At 57.6% G+C, this 14,765-nt stretch carries 8 protein-coding genes; 1 reads left to right on the plus strand and 7 read right to left on the minus strand.

Translation table 11 applies throughout. The annotated features are described in order from the left end of the window. Positions 1-53 precede the first annotated feature (53 nt). Positions 54-842, minus strand: coding sequence for a hypothetical protein (locus MMG91_RS21520; RefSeq protein WP_310660630.1), 789 nt, complete (start codon positions 840-842; stop codon positions 54-56). Positions 843-1,095: 253 nt separating this feature from the next. Here MMG91_RS21520 and MMG91_RS21525 point away from each other — a divergent pair, with 253 nt between their 5' ends. Then, positions 1,096-1,692: a MarC family protein gene (locus MMG91_RS21525; protein ID WP_305448032.1), complete on the plus strand. Its 597-nt coding sequence runs from the start codon at positions 1,096-1,098 to the stop codon at positions 1,690-1,692. A 254-nt stretch (positions 1,693-1,946) separates the two neighbouring features. Here the strand turns inward: MMG91_RS21525 and MMG91_RS21530 are convergent, their stop codons facing one another. The 6 genes from MMG91_RS21530 to MMG91_RS21555 form a co-directional block, all read right to left on the minus strand. Next, on the minus strand, positions 1,947-9,029 hold the full coding sequence (locus MMG91_RS21530; RefSeq protein ID WP_310660631.1) for a TcdA/TcdB pore-forming domain-containing protein: 7,083 nt from the start codon (positions 9,027-9,029) through the stop codon (positions 1,947-1,949). Positions 9,030-9,438: 409 nt separating this feature from the next. Continuing rightward, a complete protein-coding gene (gene cobJ / locus MMG91_RS21535) occupies positions 9,439-11,142 on the minus strand; it encodes a precorrin-3B C(17)-methyltransferase (protein ID WP_310660632.1) in 1,704 nt (567 codons plus the stop codon). Next, the gene (locus MMG91_RS21540) at positions 11,142-11,873 is read right to left on the minus strand and encodes a precorrin-2 C(20)-methyltransferase (protein WP_310660684.1); all 732 of its coding nucleotides are present in this window, start codon (positions 11,871-11,873) and stop codon (positions 11,142-11,144) included. Before MMG91_RS21540 ends, cobJ begins: the two co-directional genes overlap by 1 nt. Further along, the gene (locus tag MMG91_RS21545) at positions 11,873-12,499 is read right to left on the minus strand and encodes a precorrin-8X methylmutase (protein WP_305448029.1); all 627 of its coding nucleotides are present in this window, start codon (positions 12,497-12,499) and stop codon (positions 11,873-11,875) included. Before MMG91_RS21545 ends, MMG91_RS21540 begins: the two co-directional genes overlap by 1 nt. Then, on the minus strand, positions 12,492-13,799 hold the full coding sequence (gene cobG, locus MMG91_RS21550; protein ID WP_305448028.1) for a precorrin-3B synthase: 1,308 nt from the start codon (positions 13,797-13,799) through the stop codon (positions 12,492-12,494). Before cobG ends, MMG91_RS21545 begins: the two co-directional genes overlap by 8 nt. A gap of 156 nt (positions 13,800-13,955) precedes the next feature. Next, positions 13,956-14,609 carry a hypothetical protein gene (locus tag MMG91_RS21555; protein WP_310660633.1) on the minus strand — a complete coding sequence of 218 codons (654 nt, stop codon included), beginning with the start codon at positions 14,607-14,609 and terminating at the stop codon, positions 13,956-13,958. Positions 14,610-14,765 lie beyond the last annotated feature (156 nt).

Genomic DNA, 14,765 nt, shown 5'->3' on the forward strand with positions numbered 1-14,765 from the left:
CTCCTCGTTCATAAAGAAGGGCAGCCGATACTCGACTGCCTTTCCCAGATCAATTAGATGTCATAGTCAACAATTTTGCCGGCATGGGCGATAAGTTTGTTTTCAATAGTTGCACGAGTGCCTTTGGCGACCGTATCATTCTTTTCAAACATTGTCTCACCGCGATACAGTTTCACACTGCGAGTATCCACATCCACAAACAGCACTTTGGTCGACGTGTTCCTGCGGAGAAAGCGCACCGCACCGACGGCCATAATGGCTACGCCATTATGTTCAGTGCATGCACCGGCCGATATTCCGCCGACACCATGCGCCAACAGATTTCGCTCATAAACTGTCAGTGCCGTATCGCGTTTTTGCAGGGCTGCAATCGCATCCCCCGCCACTTTCAGCATCAATGCAGTCGTCGGACCAGGCAGCGCGAGGCCAGCGACCACAGAGCCAAGAATTTCCAATACCAGTTTGTCCATGCGGACACTGGTTCCGCTGATGTGCAAGTCGTTGTAGTACTTGGCCGTAGGCGTCCAGCCCGAGTCTTGCATGACTTTCCGAAACAGCTGATACCACTCTACACCCTGGGATTCCTCTGGATATTTTTTGTTCGCTACAAGGCTCGCAAAGAGGAAAGAATTCTGCGCATCCGACCGGTTCTCAGCACTGAGGCCACTACTGAAAGACAATACACCTTCGCCGACGATAGAGGCTTTCGACGGTTCTTCAACGGTATCACCCACTGTAAACATACTACGAGGGCGAATAGCCATCCCATCATCCAGCTCATACTCCTGCAGACTTTTAACACAAGCGGCAATATATTGCTCACTAACTACTTTGCTATTCATAATAAATTCCTTATTTATATTCAAGCAAGCTCCTCATGAACTTGCCAGAGAACAATAACCAAACAAGCGAACACCAACAAACCAAAATATGTAACTTCATATCCCGCCACCACATAACAACCAACACCATATACTTAGTTCAGAACACGCAAGCAAAGATAAATAACAATCAGGTCGTTGAAACCCGATCCCCACACGCCACTGATCGACTGATAGACTTCGCCTCACCACTCTCTTGCTGCGAGCCGAAACCATGCTCCACGTGTTATTCAGCGTTTACCTGAAGATGCTGGTGCTCTACAGCCCGTTCTTCGTGTTGTCCTGTTTCATCAGTCTGAGCCGCGGTTATTCGCGCAAGGAACAACGTCGCCTGGCCTGGAAAGTGGCGATTGCCACACTGGTTTCCAGTGTCTTGCTTTACCTGTTCGGGAGGGTGATATTTGACGTGTTCGGCATTACCGTGGATGCATTTCGCATCGGCGCCGGCAGCGTACTGTTCATCTCGGCGCTGGGCATGGCTCAGGGCAAGTCGGTGGTGCAGACCGACAATGTGCAGCAGGACGTGACCATCGTTCCGCTGACCATCCCCCTGACCGTCGGCCCGGGCACCATCGGTGCGTTGTTGGTGATGGGTGTCAGCCAACCGCACTGGGACGACAAACTCACCGCGATCCTCAGTATTGCCCTGGCCAGTTTCACGGTGGGGGTGGTGCTTTACTTGTCGAACCGCATCGAGCGGCTTCTTGGTGACCAAGGCTTGCAGATCGTCAGCCGATTGATGGGACTGTTTGTTTGCGCATTGGCAGCGCAGATTATTTTTACCGGGGTTAAAGGATACCTGGTTCCCTGATACCGGAATGCTCTGGGCCGCGAGTTCGAAAACCCGCGGCCCCCTTCGTCGTAACGCAAGGCCGCATCATACTCCGGCATGGCTTTGAAACCATTCAACCCCCACTCCAAATCGCGGCGCCCTAACAACGTCGAAAAGAAATCAGTCTGCTTTAGCGTTACAGAAGTTTTACTGTTCATTATCATTTCCTTATGAAAACAAACCGACAGCCATTCACACACTGAACAGATCCAATGTGTGAATGGCTTACAGAATTAACTTTCTACTGCTTCAACTTTTTCGACCGATACAAGCTTATTGAGCAATACGTTATTGGAGGTGTCCTTTCTGGCGAGCAGGGCACTCACCAGTGTCGATACCGCAAAGGATTGATAGTCGTCCAATGCCAGAAACACATCTCCGCGCAAGGCTGGGTCCACCGCAAATACCTGACGAAAGATCAAACTGTGTCCGCTGTCGGAATCAACAATCACCAAGTGCTCATCGACCCGGTTAACCCACAACTGATCAACAGCTACGCTTTCCCAGATCAGCTTTCCTGGAACCGTAGGCGGGTGATCGAGTGAATAGCGGCAATCGACGATGACCGATTCAAGTTTCAACCACGCCGCCCTGGTAAGCCGGCTGGTTATCGAACCTTGACCCATTTTCAGAACCAGGATGCGGACATCATCGGCAATCAACGGGAGTAGGTTCTTGCCCATCTTCGCCCCTTCAACCGTTAGAACTTCGTCATTGCGCTGAATATAGACAAAAGGCCCGACCTTGTTTTCTTGCGGATAGGTGTGCACGAAACCATCCGCTTGTTCGTGCAGCATCACATTGGTTTGCTTCTGAGTGCCCACCAGCGAGTATTGCGCGTCGGTGGCAATTGTCGGAATCCGGATCAACCGTCCGGTCCGAACCACGTACCATTGCAAGTAGTCGGCGTCTTTGACGCAAAGAAAGTCAGCGCATCGATGTTCGTTCGCCAGCGCCGCCAATCCGTCACGCAATTCACCTTCCAATGCAGCGACCCAACGGCTGTCAACGCCCGTAATCCGTGCCGGTTCGTTGTGCTGTAAATCCAGTTCCACGCCTTCACGAGTCGTTGCCCTCAGGCCAGCGCCTTCCACCGTCACGTCGACAAAGGTCCAGGACGCCCACTCCTGCTGGGGGGCCGGCAATGCCTCAGCCTGTAACAGCGTCGTTCCCTGGGCAAATGCCGCGTCCAAGCGGTCCGGATCGATAAAACCCTGGCGGACAATCTTGCCGGTTGAAAGATCGAACAGCCAAACGGTCTGGTTGTCCGGAGTAATACTCAGCAACCGTACTTCTTTCCCCTGCCCCAGCTCCGCGAGTAGCAGTCGATCGTCAAGGTACCAGGCACACAAACCGGCATCGCCCTGTAAGCCTGTCAAACCCAGGATGGCAAAGCTGGACACCGGGTACTGTGTCACCACCGTGGCGAGTGCGGACCACCATTGGGGTCGATCTTTGAGCCAGGCCTCAGTCACCCCGCCCAATCGCAGATGCCCGTCCGGCATCACATTAAAGAACAGGCCGGAGTCGGTCAGCGCAAGATAGCCCTGCTCAACGGCGACAACATTTTTCACCTCCAGAGGGCCAAATCCGCTGGAGGTCCATTGCGCGCGACCATCCACTATCGACCTTTGCTGTCGCACGAGTCTTCGGTCAGTTTTGTCGAAGGTGACAAACACTTCACCCTGGACCCCAGCAGGAGCGATGAGCAGAAGGTCGGCCAAAGCCTTGATCGAGTCGTTCCATCCCCGCGAATGGTGACGCCTGGCGGGTGCACGGATGATCAAGCCGTCACTGTCCCGGACCCAGATCAGATCTCGAAACTTGTCATCCAGTTGCCAACAAATCGATACCAGCGCACCGGGGCGCCAGTTCACGGTATTCGTTGACTCTCTCGGCAACACATAGTCGCCCAGCACCTGCTTCCAGTCAGTCAGCATGTCCGCGTCCAGAGCTGGCTGGAGTGCGGGAACCAGACCCAGGGTGATCGAACTTAGCCACACCGCACGGTCATGGATCATGTAGGTCAGTTCATCATGCTGACCGTCCTTTCGAAGGACCTGTTGCACGACCTGAACGGCACCATGAGCCGTCACCTCGCATCGGATAATGGTCGCTTTGCCCTGCGGTATGAGCAGACGATAGCGCTGAACCAGCGTGCCAGTGGTCGCGTCGACCTGCCAGACATCAAAACTCTCGGGGTGATAGAAGTAGGCAAAATCCTCCACCACTGCTCCCAATACGGACTCATCGGCCAATATCACTTCCGGATCGCGTACATACAGAAAGCGATCCCGAGCCGAGTCGTAATACGCGGCCACCGTCCTGGGCTCATCCGGCTTTTCGAATGGAACGACAAACCCATGAACGGGGGTATATGGCATGGCCAGTCGATGTTCACGGGCCAGTGATTTGAAATGATCCAGCAACGCTTGCTCCCCGAGCGCCAGATCCGCATCTTCTTCGACCACCTCCAACCGCAGGGCAACAAGATCAACGCGCATGATCTTGTTGCCAGCCAGCTTGAGCAATACGTCGTGAGCGCCATTGCCACTGAATTTCACACCCAAGGTGTTTAAAACAAGTCGACCGGCGGCTTCTATCCGGATGTCTGCCTCCCCCAGCCACGGAGCCAGCAGCACCCAGCGCATTGCAATGTGGCTCGGTGCGTCGAGTTCGAGGCTCACGCCTGGGTTGAGCAACACGGAACATTGAGCGCCTGCCCCTTCTATCCGGTAGGAAACCATGCCGTGCCACGCCTTCGGCAGCGCAGGCACTACCAGAGAGCGTTCGATGTTGTCGAGACGAACGTTGAAAACCGTTGGCTTGTATACGGGGTACAACCGGTTGACCACGTACTCACCGGGAAACGAGTAGAACGAAAACAGAAACTGCCATTGCCCCTGTTCGTTCTTTTTCTCCAGCCGGCGTGCCGTGTCGAATCCACCGGCATGACGAAACGTGACAAACGGCATCAACTTGTATTCGTAGCCGAACCACGTCTTGGGTGTGCAAGGCAGAACGATCGTTTGCCCTGCCTGCGGTGAGAAAGGTGCCGAACCGGGCAATTCAAGTCCCTGCCGAATATCGGTGGCACGAGCGTAATCCACATCGTAATCCGGGACCCCAAAATGGTCCCGAAGCGGAAACAGCTTCGGGCTGTCGAAATGGACAGTGGATTCGTGCAGATCCAGATCGGCGAATACCAGCGATGGATGTGCAATCCAGGCATTCGACGCCTTATCCAGGTGATAGCCGCCTTGCAAATAAGCCTTTTGCAGCCCATCAAAAAACAGCGCCACCTCCTTGGCCTCCTCCGCAATGGTGGCAAAACCTTCGGCCAGCGCAGCAACGCCCACCGTCAGCCCGCCCAGAATCACCCCGCCGCCTCCCAATACCGCAGCCACCGTACTCGCACCTGCCAGTGCGGCGCCCAGGCCGGCAGCGGCCAATGCCACGCTGGCGGAGTCGAACGCCAACTGCGTCCCGAACTGCGCCTTTTCAATGTCATTGGTTGCGTGGCTCAATTGGTAAATATCAAAGCCGACATTCACCAGTCCCAACACCGTACCCACCCCTTCGTTGGCAATATGCCCCAAGGCTCGTTGCACGAGCGGCGCGCTGGTTCGGGCGATCAGTTTTTCATCATCCAGTGCCTGGCGAACCAGTTTTACAATGCCAATGACATCCACGACATTGCCATGGGCAAGCTGGGCATAGTTCACATAAGCATGCAGGCGAATAGCGGTGGTCAGCGCATTGTCACCACCGCTTGCCGCGCCTTCATGATGTCGCAGCGCGTTCATTAAAGCCTGTATGGTGAAACCGGCAGTGAGCGTATGGACACTGCCTGCGTCAGTCGGATCGAACTCGGAGACTGGCGACCGTTGTGTGCTGACCAACGTCTCGAAAAGCCCGGAGAGAAACTCCTTTATCCTCAGAATCCGGTGATCATCAGTCGTGACATGCGCCATGGTCTGCCCAGCCTTGGGATCGACCAGACTGATCTTGTATTCCCCGCCTGGAGTAACCTCCAACGTCTCGAACAACGGGACGGCATCCGCCGATAATTGGTGTCGGGTCTGCAATTGCCTTGTCGCCTGGGCGATCTGCTCTCCCCACCAATGACTGTCCAGCCTCAACAGGCTCCTGCCCAAATGTGAATTGTCGACCAATGATCGTCCATGGGCGTTATTCAGGCGCTGGCGAAGCGATCGCGCGGCTTGTCCCGACAATGGATCCGGCGTCAGTATTCTCGCTACATCAAACCCGGCGGACAGTGGCAAGGCAGACACCCGCTCCCCCTGCAGTTCGATCAGATCGAACATGGGCCGAACTTCGGCACCGTAAGCGGCATAAAATCTGGCCATGCCCATTTTGAGGAAAAAGTGCTCCATCGCCCGCCTGAACATGGCCGCATTCTCGAATTCGAACAGACCGAAGTTGGGATCATAAAAATGATAGAGGACGTGTTCACCAAAGACCGTTTTCGCCACCAGCATCGAGTGATTGTCAGAGTTGAGCATCAGCGTACGGGTGTTGCCATGGTTCTCCAGTGCAGCAGTGACCTGCTCCAGATCGGCGCGGCTCAGCAGCGTCCCCACTTCACTCAATTGAGTACCCCGCAGTTCCTCCAGCGCCTGCACAAAGGCTACCGACTCACTTTGCCCCGGTTCGATGGCGGTCAGGTAGAAGCGTTCGCGCAGACGATGGGAGGCCATCTCACCCTGCGCAAGGGCCGCACTCATCATCAGCGCCAACGGGTAGCAGCGCCCACCGATCGTCTCTCCGTCGCCGTTGAGCAACAGATCCTGGGGAACCAGTTTTACGCTGCTGGCTTCGAATTGGCCGAGCACTTGATCCAGCCGTTCACTTATCTGCAGGCGATGCTCAAGGGTGGCCACCTGCTGGATCCGCGCCACATAGCGGCCCCATTGATGCAGGGTCTGCGCCTTCATCAATGCTGCTTTTTTCAGATCCAGTGCACTACCGGAGAATGCCGACGGCTCATCGTCATCGCTGGCCAGGCCGCCCATGAATGCCGGGGCCTTGCGCTTGTACAGATACCGTTCAATGACAGCGTAACGACTGGAGGTGCCCAATTCACGAACGCTGTTGGCCAGATTGTCCAATTCGTCGGTGAAATTCGCGAAGTTCTGGCTATGCAGTGAGTCCATCCCCAACAACATGCCCAACGACAGCCTTTGCAGCGGGTTTGTCTCAACGAGATGAAGTTCGCCATGGGCCATCCCGCTCAGCACCTCATCCAGTCCCAGGGTCTGGATCCGCGCATTGCTGAGGAAGGCCGAAGGCCGCGCGCCGGCAGCCTGATTCTTGATGGCCTGACGGTCAGCAAAGCTCAGCGGTAACGACTCCTCGAAGACAATCGCGCCATCATGCCCCTGTCTCATCGCCTGGATGAACGGCTCGCCAAGCCCGTCGACCAGACGCTGCAAAACGTCGGTCAATAGCACCGCTCGCCCTTCGATCAATGGCCAGCCTTGTTCGAACTCAATCGTCGAGCCCTTGAGCAGTTGTGCGATATCGCCTTGATAGCGGGTTTTGTATTGGCCCTCTTGCCAACGCTTCTGCTCATCTTTGACCCAGTCCACAGGATCGGTTGCGTTGTCTTTCCAGGAATGATCCAGCTCCTCTTCGGTGGCGCGGTTAACCGATGCGTAGCGCGCAATGGCCGCCTCCTCGCGTACGGTCTCAGCCACCGAGGGGGTCAAGTGCGCTTTGGCGTAATCGGCCATGCCATCACGCATGGCACCTGGACCGGTCAGGTAGATGGTTCCTTCGCTTTGAAGGCGGATGCCGTCGCTGAAGTAGCTCGCGGCAGCACTTGCCAGAAATCCCGCGAAGATCTCTTCTTGATTTGGCAGCTCGATCAGCGGCCCATACGTTCTTTCCAGCACTTCCTGAGCTAGCGGCAACATCTCTGCAAAGTCGTTCAATGCAACACTGCGCTGCGCAGCCAAGCGAGTCGTGGCATCGATCAAGTCATAGTTGAACCGCATACGTTCAATCACGGTTTGCAGCGTCGCCGAACGGGAATGTGCCATCAGGAACGCATTCGTAATCGAATTGCCTTCAGCCACGGCACGCAGCATAAAAGGTCGAGCCAGCCGATCCGTCGGCGGCTGGAAAACCTGGCTCAGGGCCGGCCGGCTTTTGGCAAAGGCCTCCAGTGCCGGCAGGTGTTCTGAAGGAATGAAGGTGGAATAGTCGGTGGATGCTGCCTGACGCCCCGGCATCCATTCTGGATTGTGATTGAGCAACAACTGCAAAATCCCCAGGCGGGCATCGCTGGCCAAAACACTGACGTCGACGCCGCCCAGGGTTTTCAGCAATGGCGGCAGGTTATCGACATCGGCATAACTGCCGCCTTCGTCATACAGGACTTCGGCGCGCACAACATCGGACGCCGCTGCCAGATTGCCGCGCAAACGGGTTTCCCGTTCGTAGATGTCCTGCAATTGCAACGGCACTGCGGCACCGTCAAGGTCGCGCAACTGCAAGTCACCCTCAGCCATCTCGAGCACACTGCGACGATTTCGTTGCAGCAGCGCTTCCAGTTCCGCCGCATCCTGACCATAGGCGCGGGTCAGCAAATCCATTCGGGCCTCATCGGCCGACTCGCCTTTTGCCACCGCGGCATTGATGTGCGCATGCATCTGTTGCTTCAGAACAATGGCGCGTTCCTCGTACAGTCTGGCCAGTTCATCTTCAGCGATAACCTTGTCACCCACCTGCGACAGGGCATCGGCCTTGGCGGCCTCAACAATCAGCTTGTTGGTTTGATAGGCCAGCAGCGCATCGCTGTCGTACCAGAGATTGAGTGTGTAGCCATGCCCGGCCAGCACTTGTTTCCACACGTTGAGGTAATCACGCTGAATGGCGCCGACACCACCGCCCAGCCAGACAAAGTGCAACGTCTTTGAAACTTCCGTAGCCGCTATTTTCATCTGCTCGACGCCGAACTGAACACGCGACTCGAACCCTTCGACCTTGTCGTATATCTGCGACAGATTCGGGGGATGCTTTTCACTCGCCGCAGCAGGCGTTTGCACTTCCAGATCACGCCTCACTCGAGGGTCGCCCAGCAATGGCTCCAGTGTCTGTTTGAATAGTCGCAACGGCTCGAGCAACCTTGGCGAATCCATTACCCCCACGCAGGCAAAGTAATAACGCAACAGCGCCTCGTAAAACTCGCCGTCCTTATGCGGCAACAATACCTGTTCAAGATCCGCCAGTTTGAAAAGCTCGACAAAATTAACGTAAGTGTCTGTATTTCCGACTTCCCAATCTTTCATAAAATATAACCCAGTACATTTCCATCATTGAATGAATAAGCAGCATTACTCGGCAGGCGTGCACAACTATCTGCATGCCTGCAAATCGAGGTGCGCCCTGTTACAAGTTAAAATCAGTCAGTGGCACGTTAAGTCCCGGGCAAACTATTGTGTAAAGACGGTGAATTCAAACTTCAATAAATTCAAACAATGTCAAAAGAAACATCGAAAAACACTCAATCCGGCCAGCCGAATTCATCAGCGACAAAGTCGCTTACTGGAATAAGCGACCTATAACGCACAAGGCCGCGAACCCAATGGTTCGCGGCCTTGTTTTTAAACCTGATATTTAAAATCGTCAGAGCTTACTAAAATTCACAAACAATCGAAGCTGCTTACAACTCCCCTTTTGTGGCGAAAAGAAGCGATGTCAGGAAACAGGCTTTTCTCCGTACCAGCGTGGCGTGTATACCCATTCGCCGCCCCCGGCGCGGGGAAAGGTGCAGGTGGTGGAGGAACCGATCAGCACCATGGTGCGCATGTCCACTTGTTCCGGCGTGAGCGCACCGAGTGTGGTGACTCGTAGCGTCTGGCCGGGCCGGCCGATATCACGCCCCAGAACCACCGGGGTTTCAGGCGTACGGTGCTGTGCGACGATTTCCAGAGCACGGCCCAACTGCCACGGCCGAGAACGGGATATCGGGTTATAGAAAGCCAGCGCCAGATCGGCTTCGGCGGCCAGGTCCAGGCGCTTCTCAATGATCGACCACGGCTTGAGGTTGTCCGACAGCGACATCACACAGAAGTCATGCCCCAGCGGCGCACCGGCCTGAGCGGCCGTCGCCAGCGAAGCAGAAACCCCCGGCAGAATCTCCAGATCGACGCTGTGCCAGGCCGGCTCACTCGACTCGTGCAATGCTTCGAGCACCGCGGCGGCCATGGCGAACACGCCGGGATCACCGGACGAGACCACAATCACCGACCGCCCTTGGGCCGCCAGTTCGAAGGCGTGACGGGCACGCTGCATCTCCTCGCGGTTGTCGGTGCAATGCAGCACTTGATCCGCTCGAAACGGCCCGGCCATGCGCACATAGGTTTCATAACCGAGCACATCGGTGGCTCTGGCCAGTTCAGCCTTCACCGCAGGCACCATCAATTCGGCAGCACCCGGGCCCAGGCCGATCACGGCCAGCCGACCACGAGGGCGGCCAATCTGCGCGATGTCCAGCGGTTGTTCAGCGATCGCCAGCGCCAGGTTCGCGTCGATCGGGATAATCGTGGCACCCGGAACAGCCCCGCGAGCCAACTCGCTGGCATCGCTGGCAGCCGACGCAAAACGCAGCGGCACCCCCAACTCAAGCGCCGCTTCGCGCAACGTCGGGTTGGCCATTTCCGTGGCAGGCGCCAGCAGGCACGCCAGCGATTGCCCGGCGACTTGGGCCTGACGCAGCGCCGCGCGAATCGCCTGGGGCAAATCCGCCACACTGGCGCTGACCGCCAACAACACACTGCGCGGGTAGATCAACAATTCATTGGCCGCCGGCGTCCGTTCGGCGCTGCCGACATGGATCGACAAATGAGCCTCGGGATCCTGCGGTAATTGTACTTGCGCCAACCAGGGGGCAGCGCCTTCGATGCGCACGTGTTCGCCGGCCAGCAAGTCCGAGACGAAGCGCTTGCCCAGCTCCAGATCGCCCAAGGCATAGCCGCTGGGTGGATTGAGCAGGCAAGTGCCGAAACGCAATTCGCCGCTGGTGGTGATCGCCGCCGCGACATCAAGGCCGGCGGCAATCTCGCGCGCCATGACATTCACTCCGCCGAGACCGCCGAGCAGTGGCACCACCGCGCTACCGTCTTCGGCCACGGCCAGCACCGGTGGCTCGGCGCCCTTTTCCAGCAGCAACGGCGCCAGGGTGCGGATCACAATCCCGGCGGCGCATAGCGCGATGATCGGCGTGTCCTGTTGATAAAGTTCGCGCAGGGTTGCGCCGAACTCGTGATAGACACGGTCCGCGCCCTCGACCCGTTCGGCCAGTCCATGGATCAGTGCGCCGGGGTATAGCTGCGCAATCTTGCGCGCGGTCGCGAGGCTGCCATTGCCGAGAATGACAATCGCCGGAGCGGAATGGGCCATCAGCCTTGCCACCTTTCACCGGGAACGATGATCAGCGAAAAATAAGGCGAGGACATCGGCTCGACCTGATCCAGCGGCACGATTTTCTGATTGGCCATGGTCGCGCGCTCCACGTACAGCGCACGCTCCGCCAGACCGAGTTCTTCGAGCACCTGACGGACCTTGGGAAAGTTGCGCCCCAGTTTCATGATCACCGCCGCATCGGCATCGGCCAGGCGACGCTTGAGGTCTTCGTGGGGCAGTACACCCGACAACACCGACAGGCTCTGATTGCGATACACCAACGGTGCGCCGAGTACCGAGGCACCGCCGAGCATCGAGCAGACACCCGGCACCACTTCGGCTTCATAACGTTCGGCCAGTCGATCGTGCAGGTACATGTAGGAGCCGTAGAAGAACGGATCGCCTTCGCAGATCACCGCCACGTCACGGCCAGCGTCCAGATGCGCGGCGAGTTGTTCGCCGGCAGCATCGTAGAAATCGCTAATCACTTGTTCGTACGACAACGGCGCCGGCAGCGTTTCGGTGGTTACCGGGTAAACCAGCGGCAGCAGAGTTTGTGCGTCCTGCAGATGTGCTTCGATGATGCCGAAGGCGTTGCCTTTCTTGCCCTTGGCGACGAAGTACGCCACCACCGGCGATTCGCGCAGCAGGCGCAAGGCTTTGACAGTAATCAGTTCCGGATCACCGGGGCCGACGCCCAGGCCAATCAAACGTCCAGGTTGCTGCATCATTCGATCTCCGTGGCGAGGGCGTTGACGGCGGCGGCGGCCATGGCACTACCGCCCAGCCGGCCTTGCATGATGACGAAAGGCACGCCACGGCTGTCCGCCGCGAGCATCGCCTTGGATTCGGCGGCGCCGACGAAGCCCACCGGGAAGCCGAGGATCAGCGCCGGTTTCGGCGCGCCGGCGTCGAGCATTTCCAGCAGATAAAACAGCGCGGTCGGCGCATTGCCGATCACCACCACGCTGCCTTCCAGGTGCGGTCGCCACAACTCCAGCGCGGCAGCGGAACGGGTGTTGCCCAACTCGCGGGCAAGCTCCGGAACGCTCTCGTCGCGCAGGGTGCAGATCACTGGGTTATTGGCTGGCAAACGCGCACGGGTCACGCCTTCGCTGACCATCCGCGCGTCGCACAGAATCGGCGCACCAGCCGCCAGTGCATCGCGCCCGGCCTTGCCGGCGCCTTCGGAAAATTGCAGCCCGTCGATGGCCTCGACCATGCCGCAGGCGTGGATCACCCGCACCGCGAGTTTCTCCAGATCGGCCGGAATGCGCGCAAGGTTGGCCTCGGCGCGAATGATCGCGAAGGAGTTGCGATAGATCTCCTGACCGTCGCGGATGTAATCAAGCATCAAGGGGGCTCCGTGAGCGGGCGTCGAGCAAGGCTGCGACCGCTTCAATAGTAAGGTTGTGTGCGTGCAGGACACCGAAACCCGGCTGCGCTGCGTCGCGAAAATAGAGGTTGTAGTGACCGGGAGAAACCGCCAGCAAGGTCACTGGAGCAACGTGCGCGGCCGCGCAGGAACGCGGGCAACCGGACAGGTGCACGTTCGGTGTCTGGCCGTGACGTTGCAACAGCACCGCCAGTTGTCTGGCATCGCCCTTGGTGTCGGCCAAGCCCTTTGCGCAGCCGTTCGAGCCGGTGCAGGCGATGAGATGCGCCAGAGCATCATCGGCTGAGCAGCGCAGGCCGAGGTGTTCGAGGTTGTGGATAACGTGAGGCGCGTCGTCGCCATGGACGCCGGGCAATATCAGGCTTTGCCAAGGCGTGAAACGCAAAGAGCCGTCACCCTGCTCGCGCGCCAGTCGTGCGGCGCCTTTGAGCATCGCCGGATTCAGGCGACCCAGCAGCGGCACCGCGCCGATGTACACACGCCCGGCTTCACGCTGTGGATGAGCGCCGATGTGCAAGGCACTTGGACTGACCTCGCGCTGCGAACCCTCAATGGACATCAACGGCACACGTTCGGAGAGGCGCGCGACAAACCCGTCGAGCGTGCATTCGGCGAGCAGATGTCGCATACGGGTCTGCTCGGGGCGCGCCCATTCCAGGAACAACTCCAGCACCGCGACCACCAACGCATGACCCCGCTCCAGCGACACCGCGCCTACGGGCGGGTCGACAAGGCAGCCCGCCAGGCCGAACACAAACACTCGCTCACCGTCTCGTTCAGCAGCGGACAGCCATACATCATGAGGGTGTTCGAGCATTGCCAGACCTTCGCCGCCATCCAGCTGCACCGCGAACTTGGCGCTGAGGTCGTGGAAGCGTTCATCGCTTTGCAGCGTGGCGAGGATCTGCTCGGCCAATGGGCGCGTATCGATCAGCATCTGCCGATCAATGCCGGCGCCGGGGCTGAGCATCAGATTGCGCACGTCATCGCCCGCCGCGCTGGTCGGGCCGAGCCCGGCTGCCATCAGGCTGGCGATCAAGGCGCCGTGTTCGCTGCCGATCCCGCGAATTTGCAGGTTGGCGCGGTTGGTTGCCTCGATCACCCCGCCAGCGAAACGCTCGGCAGCATCGGCCACGGCTTCGGCCTGATCGGCCGAGATCGCCCCCCCATTGAGTTTGATCCGGCAGATGCCGCCGTCCAGCGCCTGGACGATACGCAGCAACCCCGGGCAAGCCGAGGGGCGTAAAGCGGTGGACATCGGACGTTCGTTCAATGAGTGACCGGCTGACTGGAGGCACGTGAAGGGTGAAGGGCTGCCATTATGCCTGCTTTGCCCGAGCGCATGAAAAGTCTGCCGGTCGGAAACGCTGCCGAAGTATCAATCAAGCAAAAGAAGGCTTCGGCCTGCGTGGAATCAGAGTTCGTACTCGCTGAACTTGAGTGCAAGGGCTCGAGTGGCTTCTTCCACGCGCTGTCGAATAGCGTCCATGTCTCGCCGCTTGATCTCCAAACGCCGAATCCGGATATCCAGTTGAGACTGACTCTGATCTATCGTCCAGAACAGGTAGGGTGTAGTGATACCCAGCTTGATCAACCTGATATGGCTGACCACCATTTCCAGATCTCCGTTAGGCTTATAACTGACCGGGACGATGTTGAATCCGAATACTTTCCCGCTCAAGCCCGCGATCTTCGCCAGCAATTCGGCGTCATTCTCTAGCTTTCCAAGTACTGACTCAATCTGTGCTATTTGTGCGCTCGTGAGGTAGGGACGCGCCACTTTCAACCAGGCCTGTTTCAAACTCCCTGAGAACTGCGGCTTGATGTACTCGACCGGTTCGGCAAGCGTCCAGTCCATTGACCAGAACATACCGGCGTAATGGTCGAACCAGGGCCCCGGCTGCGTCTCGCTCCTTGCGACTTTATCCGCGCCATGCTGGGCCAGAAAAATGCAGTTTTTGACAAAGCCATTGTCGGCGAGGGCCTGGCCAGCCGTGCCGGTCAGCAGCACATTATTCATCATCAGCGCATCATGTTCGATGACGCCTTCAGCTAACACGTTATCCATATAAGTTTCTTTTCATCCTTGATAGTGTCGCGACCAACATCAACTACTGGCAGCTATTTAATACATATAAGGTTGCGCAACCTGAACAAAAACAAAACTACCAAAACCATCATTACAACAGGCATTTTTTCGTCAACATTAAGTGTCTGAAAACTG

The organism is Pseudomonas sp. JL3, from assembly GCF_031570575.1.
GTDB lineage: Bacteria > Pseudomonadota > Gammaproteobacteria > Pseudomonadales > Pseudomonadaceae > Aquipseudomonas > Aquipseudomonas cucumis.

What these genes read in the sequence shown, in the direction of transcription:
- MMG91_RS21540 (WP_310660684.1), bottom strand. Translation starts at nt 11,873, where the DNA reads ATGCAGCAACCTGGACGTTTGATTGGCCTGGGCGTCGGCCCCGGTGAT.
- MMG91_RS21530 (WP_310660631.1), bottom strand. Translation starts at nt 9,029, where the DNA reads ATGAAAGATTGGGAAGTCGGAAATACAGACACTTACGTTAATTTTGTC.
- cobG (WP_305448028.1), bottom strand. Translation starts at nt 13,799, where the DNA reads ATGTCCACCGCTTTACGCCCCTCGGCTTGCCCGGGGTTGCTGCGTATC.
- cobJ (WP_310660632.1), bottom strand. Translation starts at nt 11,142, where the DNA reads ATGGCCCATTCCGCTCCGGCGATTGTCATTCTCGGCAATGGCAGCCTC.
- MMG91_RS21520 (WP_310660630.1), bottom strand. Translation starts at nt 842, where the DNA reads ATGAATAGCAAAGTAGTTAGTGAGCAATATATTGCCGCTTGTGTTAAA.
- MMG91_RS21555 (WP_310660633.1), bottom strand. Translation starts at nt 14,609, where the DNA reads ATGGATAACGTGTTAGCTGAAGGCGTCATCGAACATGATGCGCTGATG.
- MMG91_RS21525 (WP_305448032.1), top strand. Translation starts at nt 1,096, where the DNA reads ATGCTCCACGTGTTATTCAGCGTTTACCTGAAGATGCTGGTGCTCTAC.
- MMG91_RS21545 (WP_305448029.1), bottom strand. Translation starts at nt 12,499, where the DNA reads ATGCTTGATTACATCCGCGACGGTCAGGAGATCTATCGCAACTCCTTC.